General features: G+C 67.9%; 13 protein-coding genes and 1 tRNA gene. 7 read left to right on the top strand and 7 right to left on the bottom strand.

Annotated features, from left to right (window positions below; all coding sequences use genetic code 11):
* Positions 1–41 precede the first annotated feature (41 nt).
* Positions 42–1424: a ParB/RepB/Spo0J family partition protein gene (locus ACQPZF_RS36525; RefSeq protein WP_433264938.1), complete on the bottom strand. Its 1383-nt coding sequence runs from the start codon at positions 1422–1424 to the stop codon at positions 42–44.
* Between the two features lie 1041 nt (positions 1425–2465).
* On the opposite strand from ACQPZF_RS36525, the gene fxsT reads away from it, so the two are divergent.
* Positions 2466–4997 carry an FxSxx-COOH system tetratricopeptide repeat protein gene (fxsT, locus tag ACQPZF_RS36530; protein WP_433264940.1) on the top strand — a complete coding sequence of 844 codons (2532 nt, stop codon included), beginning with the start codon at positions 2466–2468 and terminating at the stop codon, positions 4995–4997.
* 346 nt (positions 4998–5343) lie between these two features.
* Here fxsT and ACQPZF_RS36535 read toward each other — a convergent pair whose 3' ends face one another.
* The 3 genes from ACQPZF_RS36535 to ACQPZF_RS36545 all read right to left on the bottom strand — a co-directional run bounded on the left by ACQPZF_RS36535 (position 5344) and on the right by ACQPZF_RS36545 (position 7781).
* Positions 5344–5607, bottom strand: a complete 264-nt coding sequence (locus ACQPZF_RS36535) for a helix-turn-helix domain-containing protein (RefSeq protein WP_433264942.1) — start codon at positions 5605–5607, stop codon at positions 5344–5346.
* A gap of 173 nt (positions 5608–5780) precedes the next feature.
* Positions 5781–7613, bottom strand: coding sequence for a tyrosine-type recombinase/integrase (locus ACQPZF_RS36540; protein WP_433264944.1), 1833 nt, complete (start codon positions 7611–7613; stop codon positions 5781–5783).
* Between the two features lie 93 nt (positions 7614–7706).
* A tRNA-Arg gene (locus ACQPZF_RS36545) sits at positions 7707–7781 on the bottom strand.
* A 65-nt stretch (positions 7782–7846) separates the two neighbouring features.
* Here ACQPZF_RS36545 and ACQPZF_RS36550 point away from each other — a divergent pair.
* Together ACQPZF_RS36550 and ACQPZF_RS36555 are read left to right on the top strand one after the other, a co-directional pair.
* Complete coding sequence (locus tag ACQPZF_RS36550) at positions 7847–9427, top strand: SDR family oxidoreductase (protein WP_433264946.1); 1581 nt, start codon at positions 7847–7849, stop codon at positions 9425–9427.
* A 43-nt stretch (positions 9428–9470) separates the two neighbouring features.
* Positions 9471–10379, top strand: coding sequence for a cation diffusion facilitator family transporter (locus tag ACQPZF_RS36555; protein ID WP_433264948.1), 909 nt, complete (start codon positions 9471–9473; stop codon positions 10377–10379).
* On the opposite strand, the gene ACQPZF_RS36560 is transcribed toward ACQPZF_RS36555, so the two are convergent.
* A complete protein-coding gene (locus tag ACQPZF_RS36560) occupies positions 10328–11101 on the bottom strand; it encodes an AraC family transcriptional regulator (RefSeq protein WP_433264950.1) in 774 nt (257 codons plus the stop codon). The genes ACQPZF_RS36555 and ACQPZF_RS36560 overlap by 52 nt on opposite strands.
* A gap of 63 nt (positions 11102–11164) precedes the next feature.
* On the opposite strand from ACQPZF_RS36560, the gene ACQPZF_RS36565 reads away from it, so the two are divergent.
* A complete protein-coding gene (locus ACQPZF_RS36565; RefSeq protein WP_433264952.1) occupies positions 11165–11725 on the top strand; it encodes a TIGR03086 family metal-binding protein in 561 nt (186 codons plus the stop codon).
* Positions 11726–11760: 35 nt separating this feature from the next.
* On the opposite strand, the gene ACQPZF_RS36570 is transcribed toward ACQPZF_RS36565, so the two are convergent.
* A complete protein-coding gene (locus ACQPZF_RS36570; protein ID WP_433264954.1) occupies positions 11761–16029 on the bottom strand; it encodes a GH92 family glycosyl hydrolase in 4269 nt (1422 codons plus the stop codon).
* 177 nt (positions 16030–16206) lie between these two features.
* On the opposite strand from ACQPZF_RS36570, the gene ACQPZF_RS36575 reads away from it, so the two are divergent.
* The 3 genes from ACQPZF_RS36575 to ACQPZF_RS36585 all read left to right on the top strand — a co-directional run bounded on the left by ACQPZF_RS36575 (position 16207) and on the right by ACQPZF_RS36585 (position 18652).
* Positions 16207–17355, top strand: a complete 1149-nt coding sequence (locus ACQPZF_RS36575; protein WP_433274875.1) for an ROK family transcriptional regulator — start codon at positions 16207–16209, stop codon at positions 17353–17355.
* Positions 17356–17865: 510 nt separating this feature from the next.
* Entirely contained in the window at positions 17866–18246 is a 381-nt protein-coding gene (locus tag ACQPZF_RS36580) for a hypothetical protein (RefSeq protein ID WP_433264956.1), read from the top strand.
* The gene (locus ACQPZF_RS36585; RefSeq protein WP_433264958.1) at positions 18239–18652 is read left to right on the top strand and encodes a hypothetical protein; all 414 of its coding nucleotides are present in this window, start codon (positions 18239–18241) and stop codon (positions 18650–18652) included. The genes ACQPZF_RS36580 and ACQPZF_RS36585 overlap by 8 nt, the downstream gene beginning before the upstream one ends.
* Here the strand turns inward: ACQPZF_RS36585 and ACQPZF_RS36590 are convergent.
* Entirely contained in the window at positions 18643–19140 is a 498-nt protein-coding gene (locus tag ACQPZF_RS36590; protein WP_433264960.1) for a MarR family winged helix-turn-helix transcriptional regulator, read from the bottom strand. The two genes, ACQPZF_RS36585 and ACQPZF_RS36590, sit on opposite strands and share 10 nt — an antisense overlap.
* Between the last annotated feature and the right edge of the window lie 32 nt (positions 19141–19172).

A 19172-nucleotide genomic window follows, 5' to 3' on the forward strand; every position in this document is an offset into this window, starting at 1 on the left:
GGTCCGGTCACGCCCTCGGGCGGGTGTCGTGGCTGACGGGGTCAGCCGGCGCGCGGGATCTGCGGAGCGGGTTCGGTGTCGGTGCTGCCGCCGGGGTCGGCGGTGAGATCGACCTCGACACCGACCCCGGCGTCGGCCGCGGGGTCGTTGACGAGTCGCTCCACCCAGTGCAGGCGTACGCCCCAGTCGGCCAGTGCGGCGAAGTAGCGTTTCTGCTCCTCGGTGGGGCTGCGCCAGGTCTCGGTGCCCGTGGAGGCTTCGAACGCGGCCAGCAGGACCGCAAGGCTGATCATGGTGGCCTGGTTGGCGTTGGCCTTGCGCAGCCTGTCCGCCAACGGGTGCGGCTTGCCGTACTGGGGTTCCTTCAACCCCAGCAGCGTGCACGCCAGCCGGTGCCGGCGCTCCATCGCCCGCCGCAGCTCCTGGCCACCGGCCACCAGACTGTGCGCGATGAACTGCCCGGCCAGACGCGGCGGCGTCCTACGAGCCAGCAATTCCCGAAGCTTCTTGTGCCGCGCCGTCTCCGCAGCACGCCACGCCTTGTTGTTGCGCACCACCCGGGCACGCGCAGCACTCTTCTCCCCGGTCCACGGCTCCGGCGCGGCCGACGAGCGCACACTCCACACATCGACATGGCCGTGCTTGGCCCATTCGCGACACACGTACACGGCGGTCGCAGCGCCCTCGGCGTTGTCCGTGGTGACCATCGCCGCGTGACCGGGACAGGACGCGTGCGCCGCCGGGTCGTCCATCCGGGTCCGGTTCTTGTCGCTGCGGTACAACCGATCCAACCGCTGCGTCCCCACCGGCAGCACGTCACCCACGACCGCGACACCGGACTCGCGCAGGGTGCGGCTCAGCTCCTCACGCTCCTCGCGCAGCCGGAACTCCAGCTGCCACTCGGCCAGCTCGTGGTCGAACGCCTCCGGATCGTCGGCCAACGTGTTCACCAAAGCCTGGTAGACCTGCTCGTCGTCCTCGAACGCGGCAAGCTCGGCGGCGTGCGCCAGCGACAGCTGCGGGAAGTCCTTCAACGTCCGGGCGACCGCCGTGCTGCGCCGGGCCGTCAGACCCGCTTTCACCGTGGCCACGTCCACACTGAGCTCGGTCGCCACGTCCTGAGGGCTGAGCCCGAACAGCGTCATCTGCTCGAAGATCCGGATCGTGTCGGCGGTGGTGTAGCCGCTGCGCACCTCGTTGGCCACCCACTGATCCCGCAACCACGCCCACTGCTCCTCGTCCTCGGACCCGGTCACGATCGCCGGAACCACCGGATACCGGTCCACCAACGGGATCGCGATCAACGTGCGGCAATGCCCGTCCCTCACCCGATAGCCGCCGTCCTCGGCAGGGTTGACGATGATCGGGACACGGACACCGTGCGCACGGATGCTCGCGCACAACGCCGGATTCTCCACCTCCACATCCGTGATCGTCCGCGAATTCCGATCCATCACAAGCGAACGCGGATCGAGCAACTCGATACGCGCGTTCCTCCACGCCAGAGCGGTCACTGGAGATTCCCTCCCACTGGTTCCGGCCGCCGGGCCACTCCGCTCCACAGCCTCCTGACACTCGACCGAGCACCTCAGCCGATGCCGATGGCATGGCTGAAACGCGAGCGGACAAGTGCCCGAACCGGGCGGTGACTCCGGCGGTTCTGAATGCGCCCCAGCCGAAACGGTGTTGTGGTCCGTTCCGGACGGGGCTCACTCGTCCCGGGTGGCGGCGGGGACCGTGTCACACCGCACAGGCGCGGTAACGGGTTCTGCCCGACCGAAGGGAGGAACAGCAGAACCCGTTACCGCGCAGCGGTTTGACACGGGCACCGACGTCGCCCAGAGTGAAGAGCCCCGCCCGGCACGGACCACGACAGAGCGCTAATACGAGGACTTCTGCTGCAACTGGCTGCCGTCGTCCCGCACGTCGTCGATTCCACCTCACCACCGGGCGGAAGCCGCGTGAACCACGCCCGCAGCGTGTCCTAGTGCCGACGATCCCGGATCGCCTGCCCCGCAGACCCGCCCCAAGACCCAACAGCGCGACCACCGGGCCACCCCACACCCACACCAGCACCGCCCACACCGCGCGGCCTTCACCCCGGCAGAACATCCACCATCACCTCGTGGGGTGTCATCCGGAGGAAGCTTGTACAACCGGAAGAACAGCGCGCACGGAAGTGGTCTCTTTGTCACCCATTACGAGCACATCGGGTCGCTATCGGTAAACTTGATCGAGAGGCAACTTCGTTTGGGGTGTACGGCGCGATCAGTTACCTACAGGTTCCTCCACCCAGACACGAGCGCGGCACGTTTCCGCAGTATTGCGGTTGTCGAGCTATCGTCATCTTGCGGTCGTCAGTCGAACAACGGACGGCCTACTGTGGTTTGCTAAGCGCATCCGTTAAGCGCGCCAGCAGAGATCGTGTCGACCAGTAGGCGCCAAGATCGCTATTAGAGGTGCGAGTGTCGATCACTACGAAGAGTCCCGGCTGGTTGCGGCACATCTGGACGCTCATGCTCCATAGACCGTTACTGGTTGGACTTGGTGCAGTAACGCTCGGTGTTGCAGGGCTTCTTTTCAACCTCGACCGGTATCTGGCCGGGGCACTGGTCCTGACTGTCGGTGGACTGATCAGCGCCTTTGCCGAGAGAGGCACCAAGCGGACGGCGCCTGCGCTCGACGAGGCTTCACCAGCAGTCGTGTCGTGGGCTGCCGGGGATGAGGGCACGACCGGCGCACGGGTCTGGAACATCCCGCAACCGGTCAGAACGTTCATGGGACGTTCTGCAGAACTGACACGGCTTCATCGGCAACTGTCACGCGACTCCCGGTCGGTGGCGGCGGTGGCGCTGCACGGCCTGCCGGGATTGGGCAAGACCCAACTCGCCATGGCCTACGCCGAGCGGCATCGGGACAGCTTCGACATCGGCTGGTGGATCACCGCCTCTGACCGCCTGTGGGTGGTGGCCGGCCTCGCCGAGCTCGCCCGACGCCTGGGCGTGGCGCGAGCCGACCAGGAACAGGAACTCGCAGCCCAGGCGGCGGTGTCCGAACTGGGGCAACGAGGCCGATGGCTGTTGGTCTTCGACGACGCGGCCGAGCAGTCGACCCTCGCCGGGCTCATTCCGAACGGCGAAGGCCAGGTCGTGATCACTTCTCGCAATCCTGTGTGGGACACCGTGGCGGACACGACCGAGGTGCCGTCGCTTCGCGAACGGGACGCGGTCAAGCTCCTGTTGGCCCACAGCGGTGACACCGACACGACGGCGGCGAGCGCACTCGCTGCGGAGTTGCACGGTCTGCCCTTGGCGGTCGCCCAAGCCGGAACCTACTGTCGCTTCCGAGCCGTGACTTTGGCCGACTACCACCACCGGTTCCTGGAAAGCCAGGCTCGCCTGATGGCCGAAGGGACCGCCGGCCCGTATCCGGTCCCAGCGGCTGTCACCGTCGGTCTTGCGGTCGAGCAGCTTCTACTGCGCAACGTCGCGGCCGTGCAACTGCTGCGGATGCTGGCCTTCCTCGCTCCTGTGGCGACACCCCGTGACCTGCCGACGTATGGCTGCTCCGTGTTGCCGCGCGAACTTGCGCTCGCGGCGCGCGACCCACTGGGCCTGGACGACTTGGTCGAGGCCCTGGTGGGCACCTCGCTGGTGAGTCTCGATCAGCCAGGCTTCATCCGTACGCACAGCCTCGTACAGGCGATCGTGCGAGACGCGGTGCGCCACCGACGAACCACCTGGCCCCTGCGATTGGCACGACTGTTCCACGCCGGACGCGACAGCAGTGCGGACTGGACCGAGACGCACTGGGCGGACTGCGTTGGTGCCGTCCTGGAGCGCGCTTTCCCGGACGATCCGGGAGACCTTCAGGTGTGGAGCAGGTGCGCGGCACTGTCCACACACGTAGACGCCTACATCACGCACGCCACACGCCTCACAGGTGATGCGGTCATTCTCGACGCGGTCAGCAGCAAGATTGTCACATTCCTTCACGACCGCGGCGAGTACGCCGCCGCTCAAGAACACTGCGAACGGATTCTGTCGAACCGGGTAACTGCGCACGGGCCAGACCACCCAAGCCTGCTCGCGCCAACACACCAGCTTGGCCTAATGGCCTACAGGCGTGGCGAGTTCCTACGCGCTAGGAGCCTCTTCCTTCAAGTCACGTCGTCGGCGAGGATTATTCGTGGTCACGACCACATGGAGACGCTCGGTGCCGAACTGTGGCTCAGTTTCGTGTTATGTGAGCTCGGTGAACTCGACTACGCGAAGCAATTAGCCGAGCGCGCGTTGGCGATCCTGGTACCTACCTCGGGTCAGGATCACCCGAAGACACTTCGCGCCAAAGCGACTCTGGCCTTCGTGATGTCTGAATTGTCCACAGATCGCGGCGAAGTCCTTGACCACTTCACCCAGGCATACGAAGGTCACCTTCGCAGGTTCGGGCTGGCACACCGCAACACCCTGAGAGCCTGGCACAACTTGTGCCGAGCCCAGGCGGAAGCCGGCAAGTTCGACGAAGCCAAAGCCGGACTACAGGTCATCATCGAGAACACGATGGATACCTACGGACTCCATCATCCGTTCTCGCTGTTCGCGCAACACAACTTGGCCAGGGCCTTCTGGCTGGAGGGCGTGGATCTGTCCACGGCACGGACCCGTTTCGAGAACGTCCTCGCCACACGCCGGCGAACCATCGGCGCCGACCACCCCAAGACACTGACGACTTGCCATTACCTGGCACGCGTCCTTGCCAAGCAGGGCCACACCACGGCTGCGGAACACCATCTCCGTACCGTTATCGAAGCCCGCACCCGCACCCTCGGGGCCGACAATCCACAGACGTTACTGGCACATGAGGACTTGGCCCGGCTGATGACCGACGGCACCACGAGCCTGCACGGGCAGGACGCCGCCCGACGACTCCGACCCGATCTCGCCTCCGCCCACCGGCGGGTGCCTGACGGCCCGTCGCCATTCCTTCAGACACCCTGACAACGCAAGACCATCACGTCGGTACTTGAAGCCCTGCCCAATGCGCCGATCACACTCGCGCACAGCGCAGCGGCCAGACGAGCACGGTCAGCCGCATCCATTCCCCGGACAGGGAGCATGTCGGATCCGCATGTCCGATTGAATGTTCTGTCAAAGTTCCGGGTGGTCTTCGCTTCTCGTCGAGAACACCGTGCCGGCAACGGCCGCAGCGAGCCGACCGAGCTCGGCCGGTGCAGCAAGTCGTCCAAGGCGGACCATGGCCGACGGCGTCGAGCCGACATGTATCCCAGCCAGCCGAGAGAGCACAGTACTCAGCCGCCTTCGACCCTCATCTATGACGGTGGCGTCAGGCGACCGCACCGGGCACCCACGCGGCGGCGTTGACGCAACTACCTTGTGATAGCGCCTGTTCAGCCATCTCCTCGACGGCCCGTGCCGGGACGATGATGCGCGCCCGGACTCGGATCGCGGGGAACTGTTGCGCCTCGATGGCGCGGTAGAGGGTCATCGTCGACATGCGAAGCAGTGCTGCCGCTTCGGCCACGGTGTAGAACCGCGGGCTGACCGAGGGTTCGGATCGGATAGTGGAGTCGGAGCCGTTCAATGCCATCAGCGCACCTCCGGTCTCAGGACTCCATTGTGGACCCCATACGATCCTGCCGTCAAAGTTCCCATGGCACGGAGGATTTAGCCCGACCCCGACGTGGTGAGTCCCGACTCGGCCTTCGTGAGCAGTGGGCTTTGGTCCTCGTCTGTGTCTGTGACGGGAGCCCGCTAGGTGGCTCAGGCGACGAATGTCAGGAGGAGGTCGTCGGTTCCGAGGATGCGCACGTTCATCTCGAAGTCGCCATGGGAGTCGTCCTGGTATCCCCTGCGACGCAACGCTCCCGCGAACAACCGGCGCAACTCGTCGAGGTTCGCCGGATCGGCGGACGTGACCACCTTGGTCAACGCCGCCCCGGAAGGGCCGATGATCTCCAGCTGCAACGGACGGTTCCCACCCGGGACAGCGGTCGTTCCGATGAAGACGGGAGGCTCTGCGGCTCCGGACGGAATGGGGATCACGCTCGCCGGCGGCTCTTCGTAGAGCGGCACACCCTCGTCGTCGCCGTCCGCCCGGACGATGACCGGCTGCACACCGCGTCCGGTGCGCGAGACGAGGCCCCACTCCTTGAGCAGCCCCAGTGCGCGGTGGGCGGTGCCGACCGAGACGGCGTGGCGGTCGGCGAGTTCCTTCACGGTGGGAGCGGGTGTGCCGTCGGGGATGTCGTCGGTGACGATGCGGGTGCGTTCCAGGGCGGCAATGGTCTCGTAGGGGCTGCGCGGGGCGGCTTTGGGTCTGTCACGTGGTTCCGGGATGGGGGCCGGGGTGGTGGGCATCCGGGTCATCAGGGTCTGCGAGGCGCGCTGGTCGGCTTCCTCGACCCACGCCGCGTACATCTTCAGCGTGGTGGTGCCGCCGCCGGAGTGGCCGAGGCGACCGGCGACGGTGCGGATGTCCACGCCACCGCTGATGAGGTCGGTCGCCGAGTAGTGGCGCAGTTTGTGGAAGGTGGTGTTGATGCCGAGTGTGTCGACCATGCGTCGGTAGCGTTGGCTCACCGCGCGCGGCTTGAAGGCCACCAGCCCGTCCGGGGAGGCCGCGAAGATGAACGCCTCCGGCGACAGCTCTACACCGAGTTCGCGGGCACGGTGCTCGCAGCATCGCTTGAGCTGGGACAGGATCGCGGTGGTTTCGGCGTCCAGGGCGAGGATGCGGTGTTGGTGGCTCTTGGTGTCCTTCTCCCAGATGTCGGTGTTGCCCTGGGCGATCGACGCCTCGACCCGGAGCCGCTGCAGGCCGGGCTGGAAGTGACGCCAGCGCAGCGCGCACATCTCGCCGCGTCGTGCGCCGGTGGTGGTCGAGGTCCACACCAGAGCCCCGAAGTCGAGGTCCCGGCGCCACGCCTCGTCCAGTATGGTCGCGATCTGCTCCGGTGACGGAGGGCTCGGCTTCGGCGGCGGGGGCGGTGGCGGGTCGGCATGGGCCATGGGGCTGCGGGTCACCCAACTCTTGCGGCCCGCCCGCTTGTACGCGCCCGTCAGGATGAAGTGGATCTTGCGGACGGTCCACGCGGCCAGGGGCTTGCAGACGTGGCGGCGGCAGCGGCGGTCGCAGGTGTGCTCGCCCGGTGTGCGGTGGTCGATCTCAGGGCCGCCGGAGCAGTGCTCGCGGCAGCGCTCCAGCTCCTCGTAGTAGGAGTCGAGGACGTCGACCGACAGCGATTCGGCTTTGAAGTGGCCGATGATCGGGTAGATGTGCTTGCGGGCGTAGCCGTCGTAGCCCTCGCGGGTGGTGCGTTCCAACCGTGCCGCGGTGATGTGGGTGGCGACCATGAAGCCGACGGTCGCGTTGGTGCGGGGGTGCGAGCGTTCGTCGATCTCGCGGAGGAAGCGGTCCCGGGTCTCCTCGGCCGTGCGCTCGGCACCCGGGCCGGGCGGGACGACCTCGGTGAGGTAGTGCCGCTTCTTCGTGATCACGTCCAGCCCGGCGTACACACGCACACGCAGAGCGCCACTGGGCAGCGTGTCGATGCTGCCGCGCTCCCTGCGCGTTGCGCCGTCCGGACGAGTCACGAGACGGACGATAAACTGAAACCCGCGTCACGTGTGATGTCACGGCGCGGGTTTCACGGGACGCTCGAATCCTCGAAGCGCCTGGTCAGACGGTGGTGCCCCCGGCAGGATTCGAACCTGCGCACCCGCCTCCGGAGGGCGGTGCTCTATCCCCTGAGCTACGGGGGCCGTAGCTATGGCTGGAAGCTTAGCAGGGCTGTCCGGACAGGATCGCACCCCCTACCCTCCGGTCTATGCATCCGGCACGCGAGCGTTTCGTCCAGGCTGGTGACCTGCGGATTCGGGTTGTCGAGGGTGGGTTGAGCGGGGCGCCTGTGGTGGTGTTGGCGCATGGGTTCCCGGATGACCTGCGGGTGTGGGATGGGGTTGCCGCTCGGCTTGGTGAGAGGTTCTGGGTTGTTCGGTTCGATCTTCGTGGGGCTGGTGGGTCGGAGCGGCCTTCCGGGCGGGGCGGGTATCGGATGGAGTGGTTGGTTCGGGATGTGTTGGCCGTTGTCGGGGATCGTGGGCCGGTTCACCTGGTCGGGCACGACTGGGGGTCGGTGATCGGCTGGCAGGCCGTCGCCAGGCACCCCGACGCGTTCCTGTCCTTCACCAGCATCTCCGGGCCCGACCTCGATCACGTCGGCGCCTGGGTTCGGCGTCACCCCCTCCAGGCACCGAACCTGGTGCGGAAGTCCTGGTACATCGCCGGGTTCATGGTTCCCCTCGTCCCAGAGTTGGTGTGGCGGCTCCCCCACGTCCGCCGCCGGCTCCGGGCGAACCACCGCGAGTTGGTCAACGGGCTGGAGTTGTACCGCGCGAACATCGGACGGGGTGGGGCTCCGCTCAAGGTGAGGGTCAAGGTCCACCAGATCGCCTTGCGGAACGACCCCTACGTGTCCGAGAAGCACCTCCAGGCCGCCGAGCCGTGGACCGACGACCTCACTCGCAGCCACCTGTTCGCCGGGCACTGGGCTCCTCGTACCCACCCTGACCAGGTCGCGAGCCTCATCGAGGACTTCATCGCCGGCACCACCCGCCGGAAGCTGGTCGTCGTCACGGGCGCGGGCAGTGGCATCGGCAAGGCCACGGCGGTCAGGTTCGCGCGGGAAGGTGCCGAGGTGGTCGCGCTCGATGTCGATCCCGTGGCCGCCAAGAAGACGGCGGCCGAGGTGAACGGGCACGCGTACGCGCTCGATGTGGCGGACAGCGTGGCCACCCACGAGGTGGCCGCGCTGATCAAGGAACGGCACGGCGTTCCCGACGTCGTCATGGCCAACGCCGGGGTCGGGTTGGCCGGGTCGTTCCTCCGCACCTCCGAGGACGACTGGCGCAAGGTGGTCGACGTCAACCTCTGGGGCGTCGTCCACACCCTCCGCGCCTTCGCTCCCCAGCTCGTCGAACGCGGCCAGGGCGGTCACCTGGTCGTGACGGCCTCGATGGCCGGCTTCTTCCCCACCCCCGCCCTGCCCGCCTACTCGACCACGAAGGCCGCCGTCCTCATGCTCGCCCAGTGCCTCGCGGCCGAGTTGAAGCCGCACGGGATCGGGGTCAGCGCGATCTGCCCCGGTGTCGTGGACACCAACATGGCGGCCACCACCCGGTTCGCCGGGTCGGATGACGCCGAACAGGCTGAAAAACAGCGGAAAGCAACCACCGCGTACCGGCTGCGGGGTTTCGGGCCGGAGAAGGTGGCCGATCAGGTCTTCCGGGCCGTCGAGCGGAACGAGGCCGTCGTGCCGGTCACCGCCGAGGCCAGGTTCGTCCACCTGCTGAGCCGGGTCTCGCCGCGGCTCGTCCGCCTGTTGGGACGGGTGGTCAACCCCACCTGACGGCCGGTTGCACTCATGCGCATGTGACTATATGTTCCGTCGTATGGGTCACGGTCACGGCCACGGGGTCTCGTCGGGGAGCGCCAAGCACATCGGCCGGTTGTGGGTCGCCTTCGTCATCGGGGCGGCGTTCATGGTGGTCGAGTTCGCGGTGGGCATCGCGACGCAATCGCTTGCGCTCATCTCCGACGCCGCCCACATGCTCACCGACGTCCTGGGCATCGGCATGGCGCTCACGGCGATCCTGCTGGCCCGCCGCGCGTCGTTCAAGGGCAGCCGCACGTTCGGCCTCTACCGGGCCGAGGTGCTGGCCGCCCTGGCGAACGCCGTGCTGCTGTTCGGCGTGGCCGGCTACGTGGTGGTGGAGGCGGTCGGGCGGTTCGGCAACCCGCCTGCCGTGCCCGGTCTGCCGGTCGTGCTCGCCGCCGCGGCCGGGCTGGTCGCGAACGTCGTCTCGTTCCTCATGCTCCGCGAAGGCGCCAAGGACAGCATCAACGTGCGCGGCGCGTACCTGGAGGTGCTGGCCGACCTGATCGGCTCGGTCGGCGTGCTCGTCAGCGGCGCGGTGACGCTGGTCTTCGGGTGGCGCTACGCCGACCCGATCATGGGTGTCGCGATCGGGCTGTTCGTGCTCCCCCGCACGTGGAAGCTCGCGGCGGGCGCGTTGCGGATCCTGTTCCAGCACGCCCCGGCACGGCTCGACATCGACAAGATGCAGGCCGAACTCGGCCGGCTGGACGGCGTCGAGGAGGCGCACGACCTGCACGTCTGGACGCTGACCTCGGGCATGGAGGTCGCCTCCGCGCACCTCACCACCCGGTCGGACGCCGACCCGGCCCAGGTCCTCAAGGCCGCCCAGGCGCTGCTCGCCGACCGGTACCACATCGAGCACGCCACGCTTCAGGTCGAGCCGCGCGACTCCGCCGAACGGTGCCGCGAGATCTCCTGGTGATACCGCCCGGCGTAGCAGGTCGGGGTCTCCCCGAACATCGCCGTGAAGTCCCGGACGAAGTGCGCCTGGTCGGCGTACCCGAGTTCGGCCGCCAGCACCGCCCAGTCGACCCGCCCGCCGGCCGCCATCCGCTCGGTGACCTCGTGCAGCCGGTAACGCCGGATGACCCACTTCGGACCGACGCCCACGTGCTCGGCGAACAGCCGCTGCAGTTGCCGCGGACTCCGCCCCGTCTCCTCGGCCAGCGCCGACACCCTGGTGATGTCCGGCCGGGCGATGATCGTCTCGACGGTCTCGGCGGCCGACTCCGCCGCCGGGTCGGGCTCCGGCAGGCACGCGCGCAGCATCGCCTCCACCGCGGGCACGTCGACCTCGTCCGGCAGCTCGGGGAACATCGACGGAACGCTCCGGTCCGTGATCGACCGGACCGGAGCCCCCAGGAACGCCCGGAAGCGCCCCGGGCGGAACGCCACGCCGAAGACCCGGCCGTCGCCGTCGAGTTCCCGGAACACGTGCCGGCTGGACACCCCGCTCACCGTCGCCACCCCCTCCCGGAACGTCAGGTGCACGTTCGGATAGGGCACGATGAGCTGCCGGTACGGCCGGTCGTACGACCAGTGCACGATCCAGTACCGCGCGACGTACGGCGCGAGATCGGGCGACGGCGCCGGGAAGGCGTGCCACTGGTGCCTCCGCCAGTCCAATTCCCGCTCGTCCCGCACCGCCCCAGCGTATGTCGCGTTTGTTCAATACAGCCGGCGCGCCCCGCTCGTACGGTCGCGGCCATGCACACCGAACAGCTCGTGGCACGGGCCGTCGCGCCCGTACTGGAGATCATCGACGACATCAAGCCCGACCGGCTGGACGCACCCACGCCGTGCGCGGAGTTCGACGTGCGCCGGCTGATCCGACACCTGTTGTTCTGGGGGCCGTCCCTGGAAGCCGCCGCCCGCAAGGAACTCGTCACGCCCGCCGGCGCGGAGGCCGAGACCGACCTGGACGACTGGCAGGCCCGGCTGACCGCGCAGCTCGAACGCACGGCGTCCGCGTGGAGCGCGCCCGACGCGTGGACCGGCGTGACGAGGTTGGGCTCGCCGCAGGAGATGCCGGCCGGGGTGATCGGTGGCATGACGGTCGGCGAGATGTTGGTGCACGGCTGGGACCTGGCCACGGGCGTCGGCCGGCGCGTGGAGTGGGACGACGACGTGCTGGCCTTCGTGCACCACGACCTGCTGGGCAGCGCCGAGATGGGCCGCGAGATGGGCCTCTTCGGCCCCGAGGTCCCCGTCCCGGCCGACGCGCCGCTCCTGGACCGGATCCTCGGCCTCACCGGACGCAAGGCGTAGCGCGGCCCGAGCTGACCCGGGCCGCGCCGGGAGCCTCACAACTTCGCGCACTGGCCGGCCTTCGGCCCACGCACCTCGTTCGCCCATCCGTTGTTCACCGGCGGCGGGTTGCTCGTCAGGCAGGACAGCGGCCCGCCGACGGTGTTCGCCGCGACGGCCGTGCCGCCCTTGTTGGCGACCAGGTTGACCGGCCCGCCGACGGTCGTGTGCTCGACCGCCACCTCGCCGGACGTGCCCGTGACCGTCACCGGACCGCCGACCTCGGTGTCCACCAGCACGACGGCCGCCGCGCCGGCCGCGGACACCGGGCCTTGGAGCTTGCCGCCGAAGACGTACAGCGACGCGCCCGCGGTCACCACCACCGGGCCGGTGACCGTGCCGCCGTCCACGCACGTGACACCGCGGACCTGCAACGGCCCGCTGTGCTTGTCGGTGATGGTCGTGCCGCAGGTCGTGAACGGCTTGGCGAGCAGTTCGACCTCGGCCACGGTCGCCGCCGACGGGAACTCCAGCCGGTAGTGCTGGTAGTGCCCGGCCCGGGGGATCTTGAAAGCCCTGGTCTGCTGTCGCCACTGGAACGTCTCACCGGACCGCTCGTCCACAGTGGACCAGTGCGTGCCGTCGTAGGAGCCCTTCAGCACCCAGGAAGTCGGATCACCGGAACCCTTGCCGGAGGTCAGCGTGTAGAACTCCGCCTTCTCCTTCTTGTCCTTCCGGTCGACTTGGAGCCACGACACGCTGCCGGACGTCTGGGAAGTGTCGTCCAGCAACGAGGTCACCGGCCCGGAACCGGTGACGGTCGACGACGAGGTCACGTCCCGCAACGGCTTGGCCGGTTCCGTGCCGGTCGTCAGCGACGGCGGCGCGGCGTCCGCCCCGGTGGCCCACCTGGACGGCGTGGGGCCCATCTCGAAGTCCAAGGTCCCACCGGCGGCGATCTCCGCGTGCGGCAGGTAGGCCTTGTCCCACTTCTTCCCGTTGACCTTCAACGACTGCACGTAGATGTTGCGCGCGTTGTTCTTCGGCGCGTTCACCACCAGCTTGCGGCCGTTCTCCAGGTTCACCGTCGTCTTGGTGAACAGCGGGGAGCCGATCGCGTAGGACGAGTTGCCCATCTGCAACGGGTAGAAGCCCAAGGCGCTGAACAGGTACCACGCCGACTGCTCGCCGTTGTCCTCGTCACCGGGGTAGCCCTGGCCGATCTCGCTGCCCAGGTACAGCCGGGACAGGATCTCGCGGACCTTCTCCTGCGTCTTCCACGGCTGCCCGGCGTAGTCGTACATGTAGGTGATGTGGTGCGACACCTGGTTGCTGTGCCCCAACTGCCCCATCCGCACGTCCCGCGCCTCGGTCATCTCGTGGATGATGCCGCCGTACGAGCCGGGGAACTTCGCCGTCTCCGGCGTGGCGAAGAACTCGTCCAGCTTCTTCGCCAGCGCTTCCCGCCCGCCGTACAGGTTCGCCAGGCCCTGCCCGTCGTGCGGCACCGAGAACGCCATGTTCCAGCCGTCGGTCTCGGTGTAGTCGTGGCCCCACTCGCGCGGGTCGTACTTGTCGGCCGGCGCGCGCCACGTGCCGTCGGGCTTGCGGCCCTGGAAGAACTTCGTGTTCGGGTCGAACATGTGGATGTAGTTCTGCGCCCGGTTCGCGAAGTACTCGTGCTGCGCCAGGTAGTCCGCCTGACCGGTCTGCTCGTACAGCGCCTTGGCCATGTTGGCGATGCCGTAGTCGTTGACGTAGCCCTCGATCGCCCACGACATGCCCTCGCCGGTGGCCGTCGACGTGTAGCCGGTGAAGATCGAGGTGTCCAGGCCCTTGCGCCCGACACCCGCGTTCGGCGGCGCGACGGTCGCGTTCTTCACCGCCGCGTCGAACGCCGACTTGACGTCGAAGTCCTCGACACCCTTGACGAAGGCGTCCGCGAACGCCACGTCCGAACTGGTGCCGGTCATCAGGTTCGCGTAGCCGGGCGACGACCACCGCGAGATCCAGCCGCCGTCCCGGTACTGCTGCACGAACCCGTCCGCCAGCTCGCCCGCCTTCCGCGGTGTCAGCAGGCTGTACGCGGGCCAAGTGGTGCGATAGGTGTCCCAGAACCCGTTGTTGACGTAGACCTTGCCGTCCACGACCTTCGCGCCGGTCTCCGTCGGCGTGGACGGCCCGGCCGCCTGCACCGGCGACGCGTACCGGTACTTCGGCTCGGCGGCGGTCCCGACGTTCTCGAAGCCCGAGTTCGGGTACAGGTAGAGCCGGTACAGGTTCGAGTACAGCGTGGTGAGATGGTCCTCGGTCGCGCCTTCGACCTCGACCATCCGCAGCACCTTGTCCCAAGCGTCCTGCGCACGGTCGCGCACCGACTCGAAGGTGTCCGAAGTGGACACTTCCAGTTCAAGGTTGCGACGTGCCTGGTCCACGCTCAGCAGCGAGGTCGCGATCCGCAACGTCACCGTCTTGTCGACCGACGTGTCGAACCGGAGGTAGCCTGCGACGTTGTCCCGACCGGCGCCGGTCAACCGCCCGCTGTCCGTGACCGGCCGGTCCACCACGCCGTACACGAACAACCGCGTCGCGCCGGTCGACAGCCCGCTCTTCACGTCCGAGAACCCGGTCACCACACCGGAAGCGGGGTCGAGCGTCAGACCACCGCTGTTGTTCACGTTGTCGAACACCAGGTTCGACGCGTCCTCGGTGAACGTGAACCGGAACAGCGCCGCGTGGTCGGTGGGCGCGATCTCCGCACGCATCCCGTTCTCGAACTTCACGCCGTAGTAGTGCGCCCGCGCGGTCTCGTTCTCGTGCTTGAACGGCAACGCGCGGATCGCCCGGTCCGCGGTGGGCTTGCCGGTCGACGGCATCACCTGGAACGTCTGCCGGTCGCCCATCCACGGACTGGGCTCGTGGCTCGCGGTGAAGGCCTGCAACGTGGGCAGGTTGTCCCGGTTGTTGGCCTTGGCGTACTCGTAGAGCCAGCTCGTCGAGCCGGCGTTCGTCATGGGCGACCAGAAGTTGAACCCGTGCGGCACCGCCGTGGCCGGGAAGTTGTTGCCCCGCGAGAAACTACCGCTGGAGTTCGTGCCCCGCGTGGTCAGCACGTAGTCCGTGGGCCGCGCCCGGTCGACCACGGCCGGCGCGGACTTCACCGCGATGTCGTCGACCCAGCCGTTGAACGAGGTCGGCCCCTTCGGGTTGTCGTACGCCACCAGTATCCGCTTGACGGTCTTCCCCGCCGCGACCGAGCCCACCACCGAGGCGACCCGGTTCCACTGGTTGGTGTACAACGACTTCGCCAACCCCTGCCCGCGCGGCGACAGCTCGAACCCGTGCTGGTCACGGGCGCCCAGGTCGCTCAGGTAGGTGCCGTCCGAGAACGCGAGGTCGACCGAGACGTACGTGCTCGGGTAGTTCAGGTCATCGGTGACGAACGACGGGAACACCAGATACGACAACTCGGTGGAGGCCGTCACCGGGATGTCGACCTCGAACACCTTGTTGTACGAGTACCCGCGGTCGCGAGCCACGTGCGTCCCCTGATACCGCAACGCTCGGACGCCGGTGAACCCCGCGCCCGCCTTCGCGTTGTACCCGCCGGTGGCGCCCTTGCCCACCACGGTGCGCATGTTCTGCGCGGGCGGCGTCGTCGAACCGTCGGAGAACTGCACCTCCGCCAACTGGATCAGGTCCACGCCACCGAAGGTCGCCGTGATGTCCAACTGGTAGTAGCGATAGGCGACGTCGTTCGAGGTGTCGTAGACCTTGGTCTGGAACCGCGACCCGAACGCCTCACCCGCCCGTGTGTCGATCACCGCCCACTCGGACTTGTCGTTCGAGCCGCGCAACGTCCAGTTCTTCGGGTCGCGCACCGGCTCGTCGTTGGCCGAGGTCAACGCGTACCGCTTGACCGCGACCGGCTCGGGGAAGGTGAACCGCGCCCAGCCGGTCGGCGTGAACGCCAGCCACTTGGACGCGGTGCTGCCGTCGACCAGGTTCTCCTTCACCTCGCCGGCTTCGGCGTGCTCGGAGTTGGCCTCCACGTCGACGACCCGGTCCGTGACGTTGCCGGGGAGGCCGGTCGAGTCCGTGCCGTCGACGCCGGCGGTCTTCGGCGTGCCGCCCGCGTCCGTCTCCACCGTGCTCAGCCACTTGGGCTGCGGCTGCCCGTCCTCGAAGGACGAGCCGAAAAGCGTCTCGCTCACGGTCTGCTCCCCCGGTGCGGCGGTCGCGGACGACCAGCCTGCCACGCAGCCCAGCACCACCGCCGCGCTCGACAGGACGACCAGGCATCTCCGACCTCGCATGTGCCCCATTGCGCACGCCTCCCGCATTGACCAGCCGACTCGCGGCCAGCGAAACTGCAGGCTGACATCGTTGTCAAGGCCGACGCGCCGGCTTGTCCGCAAGCCTGTCCGATCGCTGCTCCAACCGATCTAGACTCACTCGCTGTGACGGTCCGCAAGTCGCCCCAGGTGGGCACCCCCGCTGGTATGCGCGTGCTCAACCAGCGCGCGGTGCTCGACCGCCTGCGCCGGGGCGGCCCCGCGACCAGACCACAGATAGCGAAGGACACCGGACTGTCCAAACCGACCGTCGGCCAGGCACTGCTGGACCTGGAGCAGCACGGCCTGGTGCGCCCCATCGGCCGCACGACAGCAGGCCCAGGCAGGTCGGCGATGGTCTACGAACCGAACCCCGCCGCCGGCCACGTCCTGGGCATCGACATCGGCCGCCAACGGATCCGCGCCGCCGTAGCGGACCTCGCCGGCTCGGTCATCGCCCGAGTGGACGAACGCAACCGATGCCGAACAGCCGGCGCGGTGGTGCGCACAGTCCGCGAACTCGCCGCCCGGACCGTGTCCGACGCGGGCCTGTCCCTGGACGACCTGGTGGTCAAGGTCATCGGCACCCCGGGCGTACCCGACCCGCACAACCGCACCCTGTACCACGCCCCCAACCTCCCCGGCTGGGAACGACCGGGCCTGCTGGACGACCTGGCGGCCGAACTCGGCCCGGACCTGGTGATCGAGAACGACGCGAACCTGGCGGCAGTAGGCGAACGCGCGTACGGCGCGGCACGGGACGTCGACGTCTTCGTGTGCGTGATGGTCGGCACCGGCATCGGCATGGGAATCGTGGTGGACGGCCGCCTGTTCCGAGGCGCACACGGCGCGGCAGGCGAAATAGGCTACCTGCCCTACGGAGGACAGTCCGAAGTGGATGGTCCACCACGCGGCCAACTGGAAGCCGCCGCAGCAGCGGAATCCGTTGTGGCACTGGCAAAGACCAGAGGAATCAACACGGCGAAGTCGGCCCGCGAGGTATTCGCCCTGGCCAAATCGGGCGACACCCGAGCTCTCTTGGCAGTGCAGGACGAGGCCGAACGCCTGGCCTTCGTCGTCGCCTCGGTAGCCGCCGTGATCGACCCGGAACTGGTCGTCCTGGGCGGCGGCATCGGCAGCAACACCGACCTCCTGCAAGCCCCCTTGGAGGCGGCACTACGCCGAATGACCCCACTGACACCACGAGTGGTGGCCGGCGAACTGGGCGATGGGGCGGTACTCAGCGGCGCCATCGCCATGGGCCTGCGCTCAGCAAGAGACCTGGTATTCGACCGCAGAGGAGCAGTCACTCTCTGAGAGTAGTCGAGTGGCCATCAGCAGGTAATTCACTCAATCGTCGTAGGTGTTAACCGGCCAGTAGTGGCATAGCGTTACCACAACCTCCACCTGGAGGGTGTGTGTCCTTCCGTTGTTGCAAGGGGAGCCGGACGGGGAGTACGGGGGACGTGGTCCCCTCCGGCCGTACACGGGGCAGGTGCCGCGCCCGCAACACACCTGCCTCGTGTAACAACGACCACACCTCCCATCCAAGGTCGAGACGAACCCACGCGCGCGCGTCCCCCACGCCCTTCGCAGTAGGCGCGCGCAGCGCGCACACCCCCGGTTGGGCTGCGTGTCATCCCCGTATGGCCTGCCCGAGTCCTGCTTTTGTGATCATCCTTGGCGGCCAGCCCAGCGGCGAGCGCCGCTCTTCGACCCAGAGCCCGCGCGAGACCGCTCTTCGACCTCACCCAGCAGCGACCGCCGACAACCACCCCACCCACCGGGGATAGATTCCCAGAAACGCCGCTGGAGGACCGAACCCCGATGATCGACTCGTTGGCCATAGCGCTGACCACGCTGGCACTGGCAACAGCCGCCTGGGCACTACTACTGGCAGTGCTGAACAAACCCCTGACCCTGGAAACCAAGCTGACCCTGGGCATCGCCGGCGCAGTAGTACTACTGGAAGCCGGCCTACTGACCCAAGCCGTGATCGGATTCATCAAGCTGGCCGGCGAAGACCGGGACATCGAAGGCCCAACCTTCATCGGCTACCTACTGGGCCCAGTACTGGTACTACCACTGACAGCCTTCTGGGCCCTGGCAGAACGCTCCCGCTGGGGCGCGGCGGTCCTGACGGTCGGCTGCCTGAGCATCCCAGTAATGATCCTGAGGCTGAACCAGATCTGGGCAGGCCATGGCTGACACCCGCTCCGGCCCAGGCAGACTGCTGATAGCCATCTACGGAATCTTCGCGATCGCAGCGACATCAAGATCCGCCGTGCAGATCGCGACGCGCTTCGACCAAGCCCCAGCCGCCTACCTGCTGTCCGCCACAGCCGCCGTGGTCTACCTCCTGGCCACCATCACGCTGGCGATCGGCAACCAAACCTCGCGCCGAGTCGCCTTCCTGTCGTGCACGGTGGAACTGGCAGGCGTCCTGGTAGTAGGCGCGATCAGCCTCCTACAACCATCGTGGTTCCCAGACGCAACGGTGTGGTCCAACTTCGGCAGCGGATACGTCTTCATCCCGCTCGTGCTACCGGTACTGGGCCTGTGGTGGCTGCGCAAGACCCAGCGACATGAGCCGATAAACCCGGCTCAGCCCTGAACGTCGCCAAGTGACTCCAGCACAACCCGCAACGTGCCGGCGAGCGCATCCCGCTCAGCCGGACCCAACGCCGCGAGCAGCCGATGCTCGGTGGCCAGATGATCGGGCAACGTCTCATCGACCAAGGTGTGCCCGTCAACAGTCAGCGCGACAACCACTCCCCGCCCGTCGACCGAACTCGGCTCACGGCTCACCAGGCCGCGTGCTTCCAGCCGGTCCAGCCGCTGGGTGATCGCGCCGGACGTGACCATCGAGGAGCGCATCAGCTCGGTCGGCGTCAGCCGGTGCGGCGGAGCGCTCCGGCGCAGGGTCGCCAGCACGTCGAACGACGCGCGGTCCAGCCCGTGCCGCGCGAACGTCCTGCCCAGCTCACCGTCGACCAGCCGGGCCAGCCGCGACAGCCGCCCCAGCACCGCCATCGGGGAAACGTCCAGGTCGGGCCGCTGCGCGTGCCACTGGTCCAACACGAGGTCGACGTGATCAGCCACGGCTTCGTACCTTAGCGGTGAGGCAAATCACC

It is taken from the genome of Actinosynnema sp. CS-041913 (assembly GCF_050942485.1).
GTDB lineage: Bacteria > Actinomycetota > Actinomycetes > Mycobacteriales > Pseudonocardiaceae > Actinosynnema.

Excerpts from the sequence above, each read along its gene's own strand:
- ACQPZF_RS36535 (WP_433264942.1), bottom strand. The coding sequence starts at position 5,607 with ATGGCATTGAACGGCTCCGACTCCACTATCCGATCCGAACCCTCGGTC.
- ACQPZF_RS36550 (WP_433264946.1), top strand. The coding sequence starts at position 7,847 with ATGCATCCGGCACGCGAGCGTTTCGTCCAGGCTGGTGACCTGCGGATT.
- ACQPZF_RS36555 (WP_433264948.1), top strand. The coding sequence starts at position 9,471 with ATGGGTCACGGTCACGGCCACGGGGTCTCGTCGGGGAGCGCCAAGCAC.
- ACQPZF_RS36565 (WP_433264952.1), top strand. The coding sequence starts at position 11,165 with ATGCACACCGAACAGCTCGTGGCACGGGCCGTCGCGCCCGTACTGGAG.
- ACQPZF_RS36570 (WP_433264954.1), bottom strand. The coding sequence starts at position 16,029 with ATGGGGCACATGCGAGGTCGGAGATGCCTGGTCGTCCTGTCGAGCGCG.
- ACQPZF_RS36575 (WP_433274875.1), top strand. The coding sequence starts at position 16,207 with ATGCGCGTGCTCAACCAGCGCGCGGTGCTCGACCGCCTGCGCCGGGGC.
- ACQPZF_RS36580 (WP_433264956.1), top strand. The coding sequence starts at position 17,866 with ATGATCGACTCGTTGGCCATAGCGCTGACCACGCTGGCACTGGCAACA.
- ACQPZF_RS36585 (WP_433264958.1), top strand. The coding sequence starts at position 18,239 with ATGGCTGACACCCGCTCCGGCCCAGGCAGACTGCTGATAGCCATCTAC.